General features: G+C 54.7%; 22 protein-coding genes. 12 read left to right on the forward strand and 10 right to left on the reverse strand.

The window, feature by feature from the left end:
- Positions 1-2: 2 nt before the first annotated feature.
- Complete coding sequence (gene envC, locus ACUTQW_RS22400; protein WP_020439989.1) at positions 3-1,337, reverse strand: murein hydrolase activator EnvC; 1,335 nt, start codon at positions 1,335-1,337, stop codon at positions 3-5.
- 9 nt (positions 1,338-1,346) lie between these two features.
- A complete protein-coding gene (gpmM, locus tag ACUTQW_RS22405; RefSeq protein WP_006328897.1) occupies positions 1,347-2,891 on the reverse strand; it encodes a 2,3-bisphosphoglycerate-independent phosphoglycerate mutase in 1,545 nt (514 codons plus the stop codon).
- Between the two features lie 298 nt (positions 2,892-3,189).
- Here gpmM and ACUTQW_RS22410 point away from each other — a divergent pair, with 298 nt between their 5' ends.
- From ACUTQW_RS22410 to cysE, 5 genes are all read left to right on the forward strand, one after another.
- Positions 3,190-3,624: a rhodanese-like domain-containing protein gene (locus ACUTQW_RS22410; RefSeq protein WP_006328896.1), complete on the forward strand. Its 435-nt coding sequence runs from the start codon at positions 3,190-3,192 to the stop codon at positions 3,622-3,624.
- 28 nt (positions 3,625-3,652) lie between these two features.
- Entirely contained in the window at positions 3,653-3,901 is a 249-nt protein-coding gene (gene grxC / locus ACUTQW_RS22415) for a glutaredoxin 3 (RefSeq protein ID WP_004953258.1), read from the forward strand.
- Positions 3,902-3,960: 59 nt separating this feature from the next.
- Entirely contained in the window at positions 3,961-4,431 is a 471-nt protein-coding gene (gene secB, locus ACUTQW_RS22420; RefSeq protein WP_004953255.1) for a protein-export chaperone SecB, read from the forward strand.
- Positions 4,431-5,450 carry an NAD(P)H-dependent glycerol-3-phosphate dehydrogenase gene (gene gpsA, locus ACUTQW_RS22425; protein ID WP_445654967.1) on the forward strand — a complete coding sequence of 340 codons (1,020 nt, stop codon included), beginning with the start codon at positions 4,431-4,433 and terminating at the stop codon, positions 5,448-5,450. The genes secB and gpsA overlap by 1 nt, the downstream gene beginning before the upstream one ends.
- Positions 5,451-5,620: 170 nt before the next feature.
- A complete protein-coding gene (cysE, locus tag ACUTQW_RS22430) occupies positions 5,621-6,442 on the forward strand; it encodes a serine O-acetyltransferase (RefSeq protein WP_004953246.1) in 822 nt (273 codons plus the stop codon).
- A 66-nt stretch (positions 6,443-6,508) separates the two neighbouring features.
- On the opposite strand, the gene ACUTQW_RS22435 is transcribed toward cysE, so the two are convergent.
- The 5 genes from ACUTQW_RS22435 to cpxR form a co-directional block, all read right to left on the reverse strand.
- Positions 6,509-7,180 (reverse strand): DUF3313 domain-containing protein, encoded by a 672-nt coding sequence (locus ACUTQW_RS22435; RefSeq protein WP_006328881.1) that lies wholly within the window; start codon positions 7,178-7,180, stop codon positions 6,509-6,511.
- Between the two features lie 106 nt (positions 7,181-7,286).
- Positions 7,287-8,060, reverse strand: a complete 774-nt coding sequence (locus tag ACUTQW_RS22440; RefSeq protein WP_004953242.1) for a CHAD domain-containing protein — start codon at positions 8,058-8,060, stop codon at positions 7,287-7,289.
- 62 nt (positions 8,061-8,122) lie between these two features.
- Positions 8,123-8,596, reverse strand: coding sequence for a tRNA (uridine(34)/cytosine(34)/5-carboxymethylaminomethyluridine(34)-2'-O)-methyltransferase TrmL (gene trmL, locus ACUTQW_RS22445; RefSeq protein WP_006317734.1), 474 nt, complete (start codon positions 8,594-8,596; stop codon positions 8,123-8,125).
- Positions 8,597-8,659: 63 nt separating this feature from the next.
- On the reverse strand, positions 8,660-10,033 hold the full coding sequence (cpxA, locus tag ACUTQW_RS22450) for an envelope stress sensor histidine kinase CpxA (RefSeq protein WP_004953237.1): 1,374 nt from the start codon (positions 10,031-10,033) through the stop codon (positions 8,660-8,662).
- Positions 10,030-10,728, reverse strand: coding sequence for an envelope stress response regulator transcription factor CpxR (cpxR, locus tag ACUTQW_RS22455; protein WP_004953234.1), 699 nt, complete (start codon positions 10,726-10,728; stop codon positions 10,030-10,032). Before cpxR ends, cpxA begins: the two co-directional genes overlap by 4 nt.
- 148 nt (positions 10,729-10,876) lie before the next feature.
- On the opposite strand from cpxR, the gene cpxP reads away from it, so the two are divergent.
- On the forward strand, positions 10,877-11,371 hold the full coding sequence (gene cpxP, locus ACUTQW_RS22460) for a cell-envelope stress modulator CpxP (protein WP_004953231.1): 495 nt from the start codon (positions 10,877-10,879) through the stop codon (positions 11,369-11,371).
- Positions 11,372-11,561: 190 nt separating this feature from the next.
- Here cpxP and ACUTQW_RS22465 read toward each other — a convergent pair whose 3' ends face one another.
- Positions 11,562-11,894, reverse strand: coding sequence for a hypothetical protein (locus ACUTQW_RS22465; RefSeq protein WP_037421667.1), 333 nt, complete (start codon positions 11,892-11,894; stop codon positions 11,562-11,564).
- Between ACUTQW_RS22465 and ACUTQW_RS22470 the strand changes: the two genes are divergently transcribed.
- On the forward strand, positions 11,881-12,120 hold the full coding sequence (locus ACUTQW_RS22470; RefSeq protein ID WP_197780954.1) for a hypothetical protein: 240 nt from the start codon (positions 11,881-11,883) through the stop codon (positions 12,118-12,120). The genes ACUTQW_RS22465 and ACUTQW_RS22470 overlap by 14 nt on opposite strands.
- Here ACUTQW_RS22470 and ACUTQW_RS22475 read toward each other — a convergent pair whose 3' ends face one another.
- Positions 12,121-13,113 carry a phage integrase gene (locus tag ACUTQW_RS22475; RefSeq protein WP_037421660.1) on the reverse strand — a complete coding sequence of 331 codons (993 nt, stop codon included), beginning with the start codon at positions 13,111-13,113 and terminating at the stop codon, positions 12,121-12,123.
- A gap of 66 nt (positions 13,114-13,179) precedes the next feature.
- Positions 13,180-13,473: a helix-turn-helix domain-containing protein gene (locus tag ACUTQW_RS22480; RefSeq protein WP_197780956.1), complete on the reverse strand. Its 294-nt coding sequence runs from the start codon at positions 13,471-13,473 to the stop codon at positions 13,180-13,182.
- 135 nt (positions 13,474-13,608) lie between these two features.
- On the opposite strand from ACUTQW_RS22480, the gene ACUTQW_RS22485 reads away from it, so the two are divergent.
- The 5 genes from ACUTQW_RS22485 to ACUTQW_RS22505 all read left to right on the forward strand — a co-directional run bounded on the left by ACUTQW_RS22485 (position 13,609) and on the right by ACUTQW_RS22505 (position 15,158).
- Positions 13,609-13,881, forward strand: a complete 273-nt coding sequence (locus ACUTQW_RS22485) for a Cox family DNA-binding protein (protein ID WP_033652241.1) — start codon at positions 13,609-13,611, stop codon at positions 13,879-13,881.
- A 14-nt stretch (positions 13,882-13,895) separates the two neighbouring features.
- Positions 13,896-14,066 carry a hypothetical protein gene (locus ACUTQW_RS22490; protein WP_197780958.1) on the forward strand — a complete coding sequence of 57 codons (171 nt, stop codon included), beginning with the start codon at positions 13,896-13,898 and terminating at the stop codon, positions 14,064-14,066.
- On the forward strand, positions 14,063-14,563 hold the full coding sequence (locus tag ACUTQW_RS22495) for a replication protein B (RefSeq protein WP_197780960.1): 501 nt from the start codon (positions 14,063-14,065) through the stop codon (positions 14,561-14,563). Before ACUTQW_RS22490 ends, ACUTQW_RS22495 begins: the two co-directional genes overlap by 4 nt.
- A gap of 63 nt (positions 14,564-14,626) precedes the next feature.
- Positions 14,627-14,884, forward strand: a complete 258-nt coding sequence (locus tag ACUTQW_RS22500; RefSeq protein WP_197780962.1) for a DUF2732 family protein — start codon at positions 14,627-14,629, stop codon at positions 14,882-14,884.
- Positions 14,877-15,158, forward strand: coding sequence for a DUF5405 family protein (locus ACUTQW_RS22505; protein ID WP_197780964.1), 282 nt, complete (start codon positions 14,877-14,879; stop codon positions 15,156-15,158). Before ACUTQW_RS22500 ends, ACUTQW_RS22505 begins: the two co-directional genes overlap by 8 nt.
- Positions 15,159-15,170: the final 12 nt, after the last annotated feature.

A 15,170-nucleotide genomic window follows, 5' to 3' on the forward strand; every position in this document is an offset into this window, starting at 1 on the left:
ATCTATCTTCCCAACCACGGTAGTGGGTTAACCGCCTGACCTTGACGACGGATTTCGAAATAAAGCGACGGCGTTCCCTGGCCTCCGCTGGTGCCTACCAAGGCTATCGGCTGCCCGGCGCGGACCTGCGCCCCGACGTTGACCAACGCGCTCTGATTGTAGCCATACAGGCTCATGTCGCCCTTACCGTGCTCGACTACGACGACCAGACCATAGCCTTGCAGCCAGTCGGCCAGCAATACGCGGCCGTCGGCAATGGCTTTCACTTCGCTGCCTTCGGCGGCCGAGATCACCATGCCTTTCCAGCGTAACTCGCCCTGCAATTGTTCACCAAAACTGTGCAAGGTGCGGCCACGAACCGGCCACATCGCTTGTCCGCTCGGTCTGCCAAGGCCGCCGGTACGGGCAATCAGCGAGCGGTCGGCTTCGCTAGGTTTGTAACTGGTGCCGGTTTTCTTCGCCTGCTGTTCTTTGGCGCGCATTTGCTCGCGCACCTTGGCGGCTTCACGCGCTTCACGTTCGGCACGGGCGCGGGCTTCGCGTTCAGCTCGGGCAATTTTATCGCGCATGCGGGTTTCGTTTTGACGCAGTTCCACCAGCCGCTGCTGATCTTTTTCCAGCGAGGCTTCCAGTGCGGTCAGCGTTTGCTTACGTGCGCCACGTGCCTGTTCCAGCTTCTGTTGTTGCGTTTGCTGTTCGCCCAACAGCGATTTTTGCTGGCCCTGTTTGGCCACCAGCGTGGTTTTTTGCTTTGCCAGCTCGACACGGGTTTGCTTCAGTTCTTCGATAGTTTGCTGACGCGCCTCGTTCAGATAGCTGAAGTAAGCCAGAATACGCTCGCTGCGCTGGCTCTCCTCACCGCTGAGGATCAGTTGTACTGCACTGTGTTGCCCCTGCCGGAAAGCGGCGTCGAGCTGTTTGGCGAGGATCTCTTGCTGAGTAGACTGCTGCTTTTGCAGCTTGGCGATGGAGGCGTTCAGGCCGGAAATGTCTTTCCCCAGTTGGCTTAGCGTGCCCTGGGTGTCACGCAGCAGGCGGCTGGCCTGCGCGATGGTTTTTTCCTGCTGTTTAAGCTGATCCTGCAATGAGCTGCGTTGCTGCTGCTGCTGTTTAACCGCCTTCTCTTTTTCGGCGATGCTTTGCTGGATGTCTTTGAGCTGGGATTTGTTGTCTTCCGCCGCCTGTCCGGCTAACGGCAACAGCAAGACGCCAGCGCAAAATACGCTGGCGCACATGGCGGTCAACTTCCTTGGCGCTGTGCGTTCAGGCAGCGGCCGGCTGCCTGCGTTTGCGCTTCGGGTTACCCTTGATAGTGCAAAAAACGCCTTCTCCCTCATGGAGAAGGATTATTCCACGATGAACAGCGGCTTACCAGTCATCTCTTTCGGGATTTCCATTCCCATCAGCGTCAACATGGTCGGCGCGATATCGGAAAGCTTGCCGCCGTTGACCGCGTGAGCAGGCTTACCGACGTAAATCAGCGGCACCGGCAGGCTGGTGTGGGCGGTATGCGCCTGACCGGTGGCCGGATCGCGCATTTGTTCGGCGTTGCCGTGATCGGCGGTGATCAACAGCTGTCCGTCAACGGCCTTAACGGCCTCCACGACCTGCGCGATGCAGCTATCGAGGGTTTCCACCGCTTTCACCGCCGCGTCATAGACGCCGGTATGGCCCACCATGTCGCCGTTCGGGTAGTTGCAGATAATGGCGTCGTATTTGCCGCTGCTGATGGCACTCAGCAGTTTGTCGGTCAGCTCCGCCGAACTCATTTCCGGTTGCAGATCGTAGGTGGCGACCTTCGGCGAGTTGACCAGCACGCGTTCTTCGCCTTTGAACGGTTCTTCCACACCGCCGTTATAGAAGAACGTGACGTGTGCGTATTTTTCGGTTTCCGAGATGCGCAACTGCGTTTTGTCGTGCTTCATCAGCCATTCGCCGAAGGTGTTGTTTAGCGACGCCGGCGGGTAGGCGCAAGGGGTTTTGATGTCGGCGGCATATTCGGTCAACATCACGAAATCACCGAAGTTCACCACCTTGGCGCGGGGGAATCCGTCGAAATCGGCATTCACGAAGGCGCGAACGATCTGGCGCGCGCGATCGGCGCGGAAGTTCATGAAAATCAGCGCGTCGCCATCCTGCAGAGCGGCGGAGGCTTCACCGGCGGCCTGAAGCACGGTCGGTTTCACGAATTCGTCGTTTTCGCCGCGCTCATAAGCGGCTTGCAGTGCGGCAACGGCGTTATCGGCCACGTAATCGCCCTGAGCCTCGGTCATCAGCGCATAAGCCAGTTGAACACGGTCCCAGCGATTGTCGCGGTCCATGGCGTAATAGCGGCCAATCAGCGAGGCGATGCGCCCGGCGCCCAGTTTGGCAAAGGCGTCGCTAAAGCGTTGCAGCGAGTTTTCTGCGCTGCGTGGCGGAGTGTCGCGGCCGTCGAGGAAGGCGTGCAGGTACACGGCTTTCGCGCCGCGTTGAGCGGCCAGTTCAATCATGGCCAAAATGTGGTCTTCATGACTGTGCACGCCGCCCGGCGACAGCAGGCCCATGATATGCACCGCTTTGCCCGCCTGTACGGCCTTGTCGACCGCTGCCGTCAGCGTCGGGTTGGCGAAGAAGTCGCCGTCTTTGATTTCTTTATCCAGTCGGGTCAGATCCTGATAAACGATGCGTCCGGCGCCCAGGTTGACGTGGCCGACCTCCGAGTTGCCCATCTGGCCATCAGGCAAGCCCACGTCCAGGCCGGAAGCGGCGATCAGGGTATGCGGCTGCTGTTGCCACAAGCGATCCATCACCGGCGTTTTGGCGTTCAGAATGGCATTGTCCTGTTGCTCCTCCCGATGGCCGTAGCCGTCCAGGATCACCAGCACCATCGGCTTTTTGTTACTCGACATTGCATTAACCTCGTTATGAACTTTTAAGTTGTGAATAGCCATCTGCCCGCAATCGGAATGATGGCTATTCACCTTAAAACCGCCCGATTTTACAACGCGCACGATTAAAAAGAGCCCCGAGAGATCAAAGTTGCGGCGAACAAGACCGGCTTTTATGCCCTGACGTCAGGAATTTCTCAGCGTACTCCGCAGTTTCTGCAATAGCGCTTGCTTATTGGCTGTATTTGCCGCACTCGGCAGGTATACTCTGGAGCCTTGACTTATTTTATCCCTTAACTGACGGGAGTTGTTACACCCCATGCTGCAAGAAATTATGCAATTCGTTAGCAAGCATCCGATACTGAGCCTGGCTTGGATTGGCTTGCTGGTTGCCGTGATCGTCATGACGTTCAAAAGCCGTTTCTCCAAGGTGAAAGAGATCGCTCGTGGTGAAGCCACTCGCCTGATTAATAAAGAAGATGCCGTTGTGGTTGATACCCGCAGCCGTGATGATTTCCGTAAAGGCCACCTGGCCAACGCCATCAACCTGACGGCGAGCGAAATCAAAAACGGCAGCCTGGGCGAGCTGGAAAAACACAAGGCTCAGCCGATCATCGTGGTTTGCGCCAACGGCACTGCCTCTCGCGAGCCGGCGGAAAACCTGAGCAAGGCCGGTTTTGAAAACGTGGCCATGCTGAAAGACGGTATTGCCGGCTGGAGCGGGGAAAACCTGCCGTTAGTGCGCGGTAAGTAATTCTTTAATGTATTTGAGGTGGTAATCCATGGCTAACATTGATATCTACACCAAAGCGACCTGTCCGTTCTGCCATCGCGCCAAAGCGCTGCTGAACAGTAAGGGCGCGGCGTTTAACGAAATCGCCATTGATGGCGATAATGAAAAACGCGAAGCGATGATTGCGCGCAGTGGGCGCACCACCGTGCCTCAGATTTTCATCGACGACCGGCATATCGGCGGCTGCGATGATTTATATGAACTCGATGCTCGTGGTGGTCTGGATCCGTTGCTATAAGCGGACCACTGCCGGTTACTGAGTGTCAATAAGGACGTTTAACCAAGGGTATTACACACATGTCAGAACAAAACAGCACAGAGATGGCTTTCCAGATTCAGCGCATTTACACCAAGGATATCTCCTTCGAAGCGCCAAACGCTCCGCAGGTTTTCCAGCAGGAATGGCAGCCAGAAGTTAAACTGGATCTAGATACCGCTTCCAGCCAGTTGGCTGACGAAGTGTATGAAGTTGTACTGCGCGTAACCGTGACTGCGTCTCTGGGCGAAGAAACTGCGTTCCTGTGTGAAGTGCAGCAGGCGGGCATCTTCTCCGTTGCAGGCATCGACGGCACGCAGCTGGCGCATTGCCTGGGTGCATACTGCCCGAACATTCTGTTCCCGTATGCGCGTGAGTGCATCACCAGCCTGGTTTCTCGCGGCACATTCCCGCAACTGAACCTGGCACCGGTTAACTTCGACGCGCTGTTCATGAACTATCTGCAACAGCAGGCGGAAGGCGAAGGTGCCGCACCACATCAGGATGCCTGATGAACACCGTCAATGCTTCAATGACCGTTATCGGTGCCGGCTCGTACGGCACCGCATTAGCCATTACGCTGGCGCGTAACGGCCACCATGTGGCGCTGTGGGGGCATAACCCAGAGCAAATTCAAAAATTGCAGCGTGACCGCTGCAATCAGGCGTTTCTCCCCGACGTTGCCTTCCCCGACACGCTGCTGTTAGAAGCCGATCTGGCACGTGCGCTGGCTGCCAGTCGCGATGTGCTGGTGGTGGTGCCAAGCCATGTGTTCGGTGACGTATTGCGCCAGCTAAAGCCGCATCTGCGCCCGGATGCCCGCATTGTGTGGGCGACCAAAGGGCTGGAAGCGGAGACCGGCCGGTTGTTGCAGGACGTAGCACGCGAAGCGCTGGGCGATGATATCCCGCTGGCGGTGGTCTCAGGGCCAACGTTCGCCAAAGAGCTGGCCGCCGGGCTGCCGACCGCGATTGCGCTGGCTTCCACCGATACTCAGTTTGCCGAAGATCTGCAACAGCTGCTGCATTGCGGTAAAAGCTTCCGCGTTTACAGCAACCCCGATTTTATCGGCGTGCAGTTGGGTGGTGCGGTGAAGAACGTGATTGCCATCGGCGCCGGGATGTCAGACGGCATCGGCTTTGGCGCCAATGCGCGTACTGCATTGATTACCCGTGGCCTGGCGGAAATGAGCCGCCTCGGCTCGGCGTTGGGCGCCGATCCCTCGACCTTCATGGGCATGGCCGGTTTGGGTGATCTGGTGCTGACCTGCACCGATAATCAATCGCGCAACCGCCGTTTCGGTATTATGCTGGGGCAGGGAAAAGGCGTGCAAGAAGCGCAAGACAGTATCGGTCAGGTGGTTGAAGGCTATCGCAATACCAAAGAGGTGTTGGCGCTGGCGCAGCGACACGGTGTGGAAATGCCGATTACCGAACAGATTTACCAGGTGTTGTACTGCCATAAAAATGCCCGGGAAGCCGCGTTGAGCCTGTTAGGGCGCACCAGAAAAGACGAAAAGCACAGCCTCTGATCCCCATACCCTGGGGATTTCAGGTTGCAGCCAACGGTGGGTGCTACGGCTTGAAGGGCGACAAGTATAAAACCGATAGGCGGGGCAGCGAGCTGACCCCGGCAATTGATTTGGGCTGCCTGACCGTGATGCGGTGAGGCAGCCTGTTTTGCAAGGTGGAGAGGAACCTGATGTCGTCAGAAGAGTTAGAGCAGGTCTGGAAGAGCATCAAATCAGAAGCGAGAGAGCTGGCTGAGTGTGAACCGATGCTGGCTAGCTTTTTCCATGCGACGTTGCTCAAGCATGAAAACCTGGGCAGTGCGCTCAGCTATATTCTGGCAAACAAGCTGGCAAATCCGATTATGCCGGCTATTGCGGTGCGTGAAGTGGTGGAAGACGCCTACCTTGCCGATAAGCAGATGATCGTCTCGGCAGCGCGCGATATCCTGGCGGTGCGTTTGCGCGACCCGGCGGTAGATAAATACTCGACGCCGTTGCTGTATCTGAAAGGTTTCCATGCGCTGCAGGCTTACCGTATCGGCCACTGGCTGTGGTTGCAGGGGCGCCAGGCGTTGGCGATTTACCTGCAAAATCAAATTTCGGTCGCCTTTGGCGTGGATATTCACCCTGCGGCCACTATTGGCTGCGGTATTATGCTCGACCATGCCACCGGCATCGTTATTGGTGAAACCGCAGTAGTGGAAAACGACGTGTCCATCCTGCAGTCGGTCACCCTTGGCGGTACCGGCAAAACCAGCGGCGATCGTCATCCGAAGATCCGAGAGGGCGTAATGATTGGCGCCGGGGCTAAAATTCTCGGCAATATCGAGGTGGGCAAAGGCGCAAAAATCGGTGCCGGCTCGGTAGTATTGCAATCCATACCGCCGCATACCACCGCCGCCGGGGTGCCGGCGCGCATCGTCGGCCGACCGGAAAGCGATACGCCTTCGATGGATATGGATCAGTACTTCAACGGCACCAATCAGGGTTTTGAGTTCGGCGACGGCATTTAAGCCGGTTTGTTGATGGATAAAATCGGGGGGAGCTTTAGGCTCCCCCCGATGTTTTCCGGCAGAGAATTAACCCTGTTTCGGGAATTTCACGATATCGGTAACCATGCTATCGATCGCCGCTTTGACCTCGTTCGCCGTCACCGGCGCGGAGTCATTGCTGACGGTTTTGCCATAGCCCTTACGCACCACTTCCATCACCGTTTTGCCGGTATCCTGATCGATCAGTTGCGCTTCGAGGAACAGCGTGGTGTTTTGCGTGCGGTGCCCGCTGGCGGCCATGGTGCTGGCGATCACTGCGGTAACCGGGGTCACTTCATAGAACTTCAGATCTTCATTTTCAGCCGACACGGCGGTGATCGCCACTTTGGCGAGCAGCACGCGCGATCCTGACGGGCTTTGCAGCACGGTCATTCGCTCGCTCAGTGCGGCGTTGATTCGCTGATTGGCGTAGTCTTTGATTTTGTTCAGCGTATCCTGGTTGACGCGTGCCGTCGGTTTGGCCGCCGGGTAATAGGTCACAGGAGAAAAATAGACGCCCCGGTAATTGGATTCTTTAAAGGTAGGATCGATCCAACGCAGCGTTTTATGGCCGGTGGCCGATTCAGTTTCCTGCAGCTTGCTGTAATCGCTCAGAAAACCTGAATACTGCTGCTTATTTGCTACTTTAGACGAACAGCCCGCCAACAACAGGCCTGTTGCCAGCACCGCGATGGCAACGCTCAAGCGTTTTTTTTTCATACGATTTCCTATGATGAATGTCTATTACCCTTACAAAACATAGCTCATTATCCTCAATTGCAGCGAATGTTTTGGGGCCAGACGTGCACTGTCTTTGCATACTTTGTCAGGATCGTGATGCGTCGCGGGTTTTAGAGGTGAGCGCCCGCGAAAGCGCAAACAATGCAGCTTCAGCCCTCTCCAGCGCTGTTTCCTGAGCGTCTTGCCATTCTGGCAGCAGCGGCCAGAGATCTTGCTGATTTTCGGCTTGCCGGCACCAGACAAAACGATCGTGCCAGTCTCCCAGTGCATTTTGCGCCTCTTTCAGGCTGGCGGCGGCTTCCGGTGTGATAAGCGAGAACTGTGGGTAGGCGTCGGTAACATAGCGCAGCCGCTTGATTAGCAGGCGCAGCCGGTGGCGATCGTAGTGCCCGTCGGCCAGCGCCAGACGCAGCTGTTTCACCTGCCGGGACAGGCGATGGGCAACGCGGCGTTTTGCGTGCCGGCGTTTGGCTTTATGGAAGCTTTTTGGCCAGTCGTGCAGCAAGTTGGGAAAGCGGAACAGCAAGGGATGTGACGCAAGGGCGAGGTTGCGGCTTTGCAATTCGGTTTTGCGGACGTTGGTCTGCCACTCTAGCGGATGTCGCGCCAACTCGGCGATCAACACTTCCAAATCGCGTATCGGCGTGGTGAGTTTCCCCAGGCTGGCTGCGGCGTTGTCGAGTTGTGCGACGCCGGGTGTGCCGCGCAATGGTCTCAGCAGGCTCCTGATTCGCCGCAGGTTGATGCGTACGTCGTGCAGAGCCTCAGTGTCCGTCGTGTCCTGCAAGCGCGCCAGCGCCTGATTCAGCGCATTCTCGAGCCTGCGGAAGTGGGCGATAATACTCTCTGTGAAAGCCATACGATGTCCCCGGAGAGGTGATCTGTTCAGATTATCCTCCCCGCAGGACGGGTTGTCACCGCTTAAGGTTTAATCAGTGCACCGGCATAGTCCAACTGCCGCCAGGCTTCGTACACCACCACCGCGACGGCGTTCGACAGATTCATGCTGCGGCTTTGCGCCTGCATGGGGATGCGGATTTTCTGCTGTGCAGGCAAGGCCTCGAGGATCTCGGCGGGCAAGCCGCGAGTTTCCGGCCCAAACAGCAGGTAGTCGCCGGCCTGATAGCTGACCGCGCTGTGTGCTGGGGTACCTTTGGTGGTCAGGGCAAACAGTCGCTGCGGGTTTTCGCTGGCGATAAAGGCGGCGTAATCGGCGTGACGTCGGATATTGGCGAATTCATGATAATCCAGCCCGGCGCGGCGCAGCCGTTTGTCGTCCCATGGAAAACCCATCGGTTCTATCAGGTGTAACTGGAAGCCTGTATTGGCGCACAGACGGATAATATTGCCGGTATTGGGTGGAATTTCAGGTTCAAATAAAACGATGTTCAGCATGTAAAAGGCCCCTCATGAAGAGAGGCGCAGAATAACAAAATCTTGCCGATCTGTCTTAGGCGATCAACGCTGGTGCAGAGGTAGCCACAGTACCAACCGCAGGCCGCCGAGCGGGCTGTCTTCCGCCTTCACCCAGCCGCGGTGTTGATTGACCGCAGCCTCGACAATCGCCAGGCCCAGACCGGTGCCGCCCGATGCGCGATCGCGTGCTTCGTCGGTACGGTAGAACGGCCGGAAAATCTGCTCGCGATCTTCCTCGCTGACGCCAGGACCGTCGTCGTCGACCACAATAGTGATGCCCTGGTTGTCGGCGCTAAACGCCACGGCAATGCGCGTATTCGAATAGCGCAGGGCGTTACGCACGATGTTTTCCAGTGCGCTGTCCAATGCGCTGGCGTTGCCAAATAGCGCCCAGGGGCCTGGAGGGGAGCTGACTTCCAGGTGTTTGCCCATTTGCTCGGCTTCGAATCCGGCGTCATCCAGCACGTCGGCCCACAGTTCGTTGGCCAGCAGCCGCTCGCGCGCCAACTCGCTTTTCTGCTGCCCGCGCGACAGCACCAGCAGATCGTTGATCATCGAGTCCAGACGTTGCGCCTCGGTTTCGATGCGCGCCAGTTCATGTCCTTCGCCGTGACGACGGCGCATTAGTGCGGTAGCCAACTGCAAGCGGGTGAGCGGTGTGCGCAGCTCATGCGAGATGTCGGAGATTAGCCGCTGTTGGGCGGTCATCATGCGCTCCAGCGCACTAACCATCTGGTTGAAGCTGGCGCCGGTGGCCAGAAACTCTTGCGGCCCAGATTCCAGCTCCGGATGCTGTTTCAGGTTGCCGCGGGCGACGTCATCGGCGGCGTTTTTCAATTTGCGCGCCGGTTTGGCCAGGCTCCAGGCCAGCCACAACAGTAGGGGGGCGCTGATCAGCATGGTGACGATCAGCAGCAACAGCGGCCGGTCGAACATCAGGTTGATAAAATCGGATTGCGGGCTGTTGGCGGGACGAATGAGATACAGCTGGTAGTTGTCCTCGCCATCGCGCACGGAGAACGGGCCGACCAGCTCGACGCGGCCGTATTTTTTCTTCTTCGGATGATCAGAGTTATCAGACTGGCCGATAAAGTTACGCACCAGCTGCATTTCGTTGCGCTGCATGTTACCAATCACGCGGCCTTCGCTGGTGACCAAAAGCAGGCGCTGCCCTGGCGGGGCCCATTTTTCGATGGCGCGAAATAAGCGCCGCCACCACATCAGGTCGTTGGCCGGATCGTTTTGCAACTCGGCCTCGACGTGTTGTTCCAGCATTAACCCCTGCCGCTGCTCGCTGTCCAGCAGCGAGGTCATTTGGCGGGAGTCGAGCTTGGGCACCATCAACACCAGCATCAGCACCAGGGCTAATGTGAACCAAAAAATGGCGAAGATACGTGCCGTCAAACTGTTGATCATGTTGCAGATACCATTAAATAACCCCGGCCGCGCAGGGTCTTGAACCACGGATGGCCATCTTTGCGGTTCGGCAGTTTACGTCGCAGGTTGGAGATATGCATGTCGATGGCGCGATCGAATGGCGTCAGACGCTTACCCAATACTTCCTGGCTCAGCAGCTCACGCGACACGACCTGGCCAAGGTGCTGCGCCAGCAGGTACAACAGGGTAAATTCGGTACCGGTGAGATCCAGCGTTTGGCCGTCAAAGCTGGCTTCCTGGCGGCCCGGATTGAGCTGCAGGCCGTCAACATCCAGCGTCGGTGCGCCGGTATCGACATTTTGCTGCTGTTCGCTCCAGTTGGAACGGCGCAGGATGGCGCGGATACGCGCCACCAATTCACGATCGTTAAAGGGTTTCGGCAGGTAGTCATCGGCACCCAGTTCCAGCCCCAGCACGCGATCCAGTTCGCTGCCGCGGGCAGTCAACATAATGACCGGCGTCTGGTGATGCTGGCGCAGCTCTTTCAAGGTATCGATACCGTTTTTCTTCGGCATCATGATATCGAGCAGCAGCAGATCGATGGAGCTGTCGAGCAGCGACAACGCCTGTTCGCCATCGTAAGCAACGACGATAGTAAAACCTTCCATTTCAAGCAGTTCTTTTAACAGCGAGGTCAGCTCGCGGTCGTCGTCAACTAACAGAATTTTATTCATTATGTTTTACCTCCTGACGCAAAATACGTCATCAACTGTTGGCATTCCATGACTTTACGTAGTTTTACATGCACTGACGCATGTTTGCAGGTGCAGCAGTACACTGCTCCTCGTTGATTCGCAAAGTGAGAAAGAACGAGGAGTTAAAATGCGTAAGGTAACCGCATTAGTTATGGCATCAATGCTGGCAATAGGTTCTACCGCTGCGTTTGCTGCTGACACTACTTCGGAAACTGCACCGACTCCCGGAAACGATGCGATAACCAGAGTCCCTGGCCAGCACCACATGTTTGACGGTGTCAGCCTGACTGAGCAGCAGCGCCAGCAAATGCGCGATTTAATGCGCCAGGCGCGCCACGATCTGCCTGGTGTCAATGTAGCTGAAATGGAAGCCATGCATAAACTGGTGACCGCAGACAAATTTGATGAAGCCGCCGTGTATGCTCAGGCGGAAACAATGGCTCAGCAACAGGTTAAGCGCCAGGTCGAAATGGCCCGGGTGCGTAATCAAATGTATAACCTGCTGACGCCACAGCAAAAAAGCGTTTTAGACCAGAAACATCAGCAGCGAATGCAGCAGATGGAGCAACAAATTTCTGGTTTGCAGCAAACTTCTGCCCAGAAGTTGAGTATGACTGAGTAGTCCCCTGTTTTTCCTTGCCATAGACACCATCCCTGTCTTCCCCGCCATGATGGCGGGGTTTTTTTTATCAGTCACTTATGTGCAAGTTTTTCTAAAACAACAACTTACTCAGGTGCACAAAGGGGCTAGGGTGTGCTCTAAATTGCTTGGGTGTGGACGCGATGTGGACAGCAATCGCGCCCATCGTTTATCAACGGCTAATATCTATTTCCTTAATCTTGTTGATAGCTTCAACAAGCTCATCAGGCTTATAGTTGGATGAGTCCAATTCTTTTACTTTCCCATCCTCGAAGACTAAACGTAGTTTTTTATCGCGCTTGAGGTAAGCGCCGATAATGGCTGCGACTGCCCCAATACCAGCTGCGGCAACCGGCACCAGAATATTTAGATATTCAGTTGTGCCAGCACCAAAACACATAGGGCCGCGTTGATAAGGTACGGTGACGGTGTCAAGCTGCTTAGCTAAATCGTCAATATCTCTGCCACTGGCCCGACAATGGATTTTGTTTATGGAACTATTCATTTTTTCTAAAAAACTCCCTTTTATTCAAAAAGTAAGATTTGCGGAATCTATGCTACATGGTGCTATAACGATTCTCATGGGGCGTAACTGGTCGCTAAAATTTAGCCCAACATCTGATGAGCGGTTCAATGGTTACACCGCCGACGTTCGTCAGGTAGTGCTGCCAGAACAAGAGGCTTCGGTTGTGATAGTGGACAAGCATCGCTCGATTCTAAATGACGAGTAATCACAGTGTTAAGCCTCCTTTCAGAGGGTTGAGAGTTATGGCATTTTGCAAATAGTCCGGCGCTAGATGCGCATAGGCCATTGTTTGCTGAATGCTGGCGTGTCCAAGTATCTGTTGCAACGCGATAATGTTCCCCCCGTTCATCATGAAATGGCTCGCGAATGTGTGGCGCAAAACGTGTGTTGCCTGCCCGCGTGGAAGGTCAGGTTTAACTCGTCGCAGTATTCCGCAGAACTTTTCATAATCAACGTTGAAAAGAGTTCCGTCCTCATTCCCCACAGCATTTTCTTTCACCTCTCTCTCAAGTTCATCAGAAATTGGCACCACGCGTTTTTTGCCGTTCTTCGTCTTAAGAAACGTCACACGGCCTCGTGTCATGAGTGTTCGCTTCAGGGAGTAAACTTCACTCCACCGGCCGCCGGTACTCAGACTTATCAGCGCAAACAGCCTGTCATCGCCTTCCGTGCTGCTCAGCAAATCATTTATTTCGTCCATATCAAGAAATGTCATTTCTGGGTTCTTTTCGGCCAGCGGGGCTAAACCTCGCACCGGATTAAGGCCTGAAAACTCGTTCAGTTCTATCAGGGCCGTGAACATGCCGGAAAGTCGGTACATATCTCGATTAATGGTTGCCGCACTTATGCCATCTGTTAGCCGCTGGCTTCGATGCAATGTCAGAACACGCTTATTCAGCTTGTTGACGGTTATATCGCCGAGCGCCTTTATCGTCTTCTTAAGGTGCCGCTTTTCAATCGTGCCGTTCTCTTGGCTTTGGCCGTAAAAGAGCCACCACACATTGAGCAACTCGGTCAGCGTGCGCCGGTCAGCACGTTTCTCCGCCCATTCCTTGTTATTGGCATTGGTCAGCACATAGCGTTGAAAAGCTTCTGCCTCTGCCTTCCTGTCAAACTTCCGACGGATGCGACGTCCTTCACGTCCGTTCGGCCTAATGTCCACTTGGTATTGACCATCATCGAGCTTCTTAATCGACATATTGAAGCCCTCCGATGAATTCTTCATCTTGGTAACAAATAGTGAAAATGTAGAGCTTGTAGATTGTTAGCCAGCATTCCTTTCGGAGTGGTCTGATTCTTTGCTGTCTTGCCCAGAGTGTGCGCATGCCGGTGCGATTTGCCCGGATTCTGGTGCTGTTTTATCGGTCATAAGCCAGAGCGTATATTTTTCGAATCGTTTGGCATTGGTCACTTGTAAGACGACATGAAGCCCGGGTTCTTGGTGTCCTCCTTCGTAGTTCTTGAGGGTGCCTAATGCTATTCCACTGATTTCACAAAATTTCGCCTGTGTTAGTCCTTCCGCTTTCCTGATGGCTCTTAGCTTCTGAGCGATACTCATTGACATGGTCCTTAGTTAATGACTATATTCTCCCCGAAAGGTCATTGAGTCAGGACTTTTTGGGGCATGAAAAACCAACCCGGCATAAACGGTCTGGGACGGTTTGCAAGGGGTTGGATCTGGAGAGGTTAGCACATGAACATTGAAGATTATGCGATTCGTTATCCGATTGACGGCGTAACAGTCGAGAAATTTGCTGAGCTGCTGGGAAAGCCAAGCTCGGCAGTTTCTGAGATGGTGAAGAAAAACAAGCTGCCTGTTATCGAACTACGTGACCCGGAAAAGGTTGGTGCGCGTGCTGGTGACAAATTTGTCTACATTCCTGCTTTCAATCAGGGACTGCGTGAAGCATTCATGAACCGGCCAACAGAGCAGCGCGATGCGTGGCTGCTCTGGATGGGCCTATAAGCAGGGGCGAAAGCATGCAGCAGCCTATTTCAATCGCCCCACTGCTCTGGAACCACCAGACCGGGCGCAAGCTTGATATCACCATCACCCACGGTAAAGGCCGGAGAGGTATCGTTATTCGTACTCGCCCGGCCAGCCGCTGGATCTCCTCCATCAAATCAGCAATGCGGGGTTTTTCAAAATGACAGCTATCACCGCCGGTATTGTTCGCAACCAGCCCGCCGGGCTGCGTGCTTTGGTTGGGGAGCGCCTCGCTGCCCCTCGCTGGAAAAGCACCTGCGATTTTTATAATCAGATGATGGAACGCGAACGCCTGACCATCTGTTTCCATGCGCAGTTAAAACAGCGCCATGCTGTCATGCGTTTAGAGGAAATGAATGACAGTGAGCGCGAGTGTCTTGTGTGCGCCATTGATGAACTTCGCAGCGCTTTCGCTACTTATCGTAAGCACGGTATCAGTAAAACTGGATTCATTGGCCGGTTAACCATAAGCCAGCGCCGCACTTTATTCCTACATGCCGGGTTAACTGAGGTCGAGTTTAATCAGCCGTACTGGCGTATTGATGATGAGTCCTGTAAATGGCGCGAGGAGTTATTCAGGGCGCTGCGTGAGCTGTTTAATTTATTCGAATATGCACCGACCATATTAACGTCGGTTAAACCTGAAGCGTATTTTCATTAATTAACTCGCTTTAAATTTAAAGGCGCTTGATTGCGTCGGGCATCCTTTTATCTGGAGTTCTCTATGCACATGTATAAAACCGTTGGCCAAGAAATGCGAAATAAGGCTGATGCGGATTTGCGTAACTTCATGCTGAACAACGCTCGTGCGGAAGCAAAGGCAGATGCGGCCGTTAGTTTCTCCTCCCATCTTGACCGTTTGGCGACTCATGCGGCGGTTAATCATCTCTCATGCGTGGAAATCATCGAGCTGTTGCGTCAGGAGTCGGAGAAGTTTGACCACGAAGGCCGGGCGCACAAGCAGGGGGTGAACCATGGTTGAGCGGGAGTATGTGGAAATTAATAACGTATTCGCCATCGTGAAAATGGATGAGGGCGATTTTATTCTGGCCGAAGTAAAAATAGATAAAGAGACAAAAGAAAAATATTACCCGACCAGAGCTATTTACTCGAATGAGTTAAAGCTGGTTGCTGACCTTATTAATTTGTCGGTAAAGCGCGGCGTTTTTCTTAAAACCATTACCAGTATTAGCGAGCTGATGAAGGAGTCGCATCGCAGAATTAGCTCAGCAGGTACTCAATCAACTGAACAGTGAATCGGAGCAATA

This window comes from Serratia sp. TSA_7 (assembly GCF_052692135.1).

Excerpts from the sequence above, each read along its gene's own strand:
- ACUTQW_RS22485 (WP_033652241.1), top strand. The coding sequence starts at position 13,609 with ATGAACATTGAAGATTATGCGATTCGTTATCCGATTGACGGCGTAACA.
- cpxR (WP_004953234.1), bottom strand. The coding sequence starts at position 10,728 with ATGAATAAAATTCTGTTAGTTGACGACGACCGCGAGCTGACCTCGCTG.
- ACUTQW_RS22465 (WP_037421667.1), bottom strand. The coding sequence starts at position 11,894 with ATGAATAGTTCCATAAACAAAATCCATTGTCGGGCCAGTGGCAGAGAT.
- grxC (WP_004953258.1), top strand. The coding sequence starts at position 3,653 with ATGGCTAACATTGATATCTACACCAAAGCGACCTGTCCGTTCTGCCAT.
- ACUTQW_RS22490 (WP_197780958.1), top strand. The coding sequence starts at position 13,896 with ATGCAGCAGCCTATTTCAATCGCCCCACTGCTCTGGAACCACCAGACC.
- ACUTQW_RS22480 (WP_197780956.1), bottom strand. The coding sequence starts at position 13,473 with ATGAGTATCGCTCAGAAGCTAAGAGCCATCAGGAAAGCGGAAGGACTA.
- cpxA (WP_004953237.1), bottom strand. The coding sequence starts at position 10,033 with ATGATCAACAGTTTGACGGCACGTATCTTCGCCATTTTTTGGTTCACA.
- envC (WP_020439989.1), bottom strand. The coding sequence starts at position 1,337 with ATGAGGGAGAAGGCGTTTTTTGCACTATCAAGGGTAACCCGAAGCGCA.
- cysE (WP_004953246.1), top strand. The coding sequence starts at position 5,621 with ATGTCGTCAGAAGAGTTAGAGCAGGTCTGGAAGAGCATCAAATCAGAA.
- ACUTQW_RS22500 (WP_197780962.1), top strand. The coding sequence starts at position 14,627 with ATGCACATGTATAAAACCGTTGGCCAAGAAATGCGAAATAAGGCTGAT.
- ACUTQW_RS22410 (WP_006328896.1), top strand. The coding sequence starts at position 3,190 with ATGCTGCAAGAAATTATGCAATTCGTTAGCAAGCATCCGATACTGAGC.
- trmL (WP_006317734.1), bottom strand. The coding sequence starts at position 8,596 with ATGCTGAACATCGTTTTATTTGAACCTGAAATTCCACCCAATACCGGC.
- ACUTQW_RS22495 (WP_197780960.1), top strand. The coding sequence starts at position 14,063 with ATGACAGCTATCACCGCCGGTATTGTTCGCAACCAGCCCGCCGGGCTG.
- ACUTQW_RS22470 (WP_197780954.1), top strand. The coding sequence starts at position 11,881 with ATGGAACTATTCATTTTTTCTAAAAAACTCCCTTTTATTCAAAAAGTA.
- secB (WP_004953255.1), top strand. The coding sequence starts at position 3,961 with ATGTCAGAACAAAACAGCACAGAGATGGCTTTCCAGATTCAGCGCATT.
- cpxP (WP_004953231.1), top strand. The coding sequence starts at position 10,877 with ATGCGTAAGGTAACCGCATTAGTTATGGCATCAATGCTGGCAATAGGT.
- ACUTQW_RS22505 (WP_197780964.1), top strand. The coding sequence starts at position 14,877 with ATGGTTGAGCGGGAGTATGTGGAAATTAATAACGTATTCGCCATCGTG.
- gpmM (WP_006328897.1), bottom strand. The coding sequence starts at position 2,891 with ATGTCGAGTAACAAAAAGCCGATGGTGCTGGTGATCCTGGACGGCTAC.
- gpsA (WP_445654967.1), top strand. The coding sequence starts at position 4,431 with ATGAACACCGTCAATGCTTCAATGACCGTTATCGGTGCCGGCTCGTAC.
- ACUTQW_RS22435 (WP_006328881.1), bottom strand. The coding sequence starts at position 7,180 with ATGAAAAAAAAACGCTTGAGCGTTGCCATCGCGGTGCTGGCAACAGGC.
- ACUTQW_RS22475 (WP_037421660.1), bottom strand. The coding sequence starts at position 13,113 with ATGTCGATTAAGAAGCTCGATGATGGTCAATACCAAGTGGACATTAGG.
- ACUTQW_RS22440 (WP_004953242.1), bottom strand. The coding sequence starts at position 8,060 with ATGGCTTTCACAGAGAGTATTATCGCCCACTTCCGCAGGCTCGAGAAT.